Raw genomic sequence first — 218 nt, 5'->3', positions numbered from 1 at the left:
ATCACGGAAACGATCACGGGCAACGTCAACAGCTGTGGTGTGGGTAGCTTCACGCGGACCTTCACGGCCACCGACGGCCAGGGCCTGACCAACGTACAGGTCTGCCAGCAACGGATCACGGTTTACGGCATCCACGACTACCGGATCACCTTCCCGACGGACGAAGAGGGCACCTGCGCTGACGTTCCCGACTACGACGGTATCGTAGCCGAAGAGCT

Annotated in this window: 1 protein-coding gene; it reads left to right on the top strand. The window is 61.0% G+C overall.

Annotated elements, in window-relative coordinates; all coding sequences use genetic code 11:
• A partial coding sequence (locus tag H9S92_RS00080) for a hypothetical protein (RefSeq protein WP_187464697.1) occupies nucleotides 1-218 on the top strand: 218 nt, incomplete at both ends.

This window comes from Neolewinella lacunae (genome assembly GCF_014349155.1).
Lineage (GTDB): Bacteria > Bacteroidota > Bacteroidia > Chitinophagales > Saprospiraceae > Neolewinella > Neolewinella lacunae.
The sequence above is the reverse complement of the archived record's forward strand: the minus strand, read 5'-3'. Positions and strand labels throughout refer to the sequence as shown.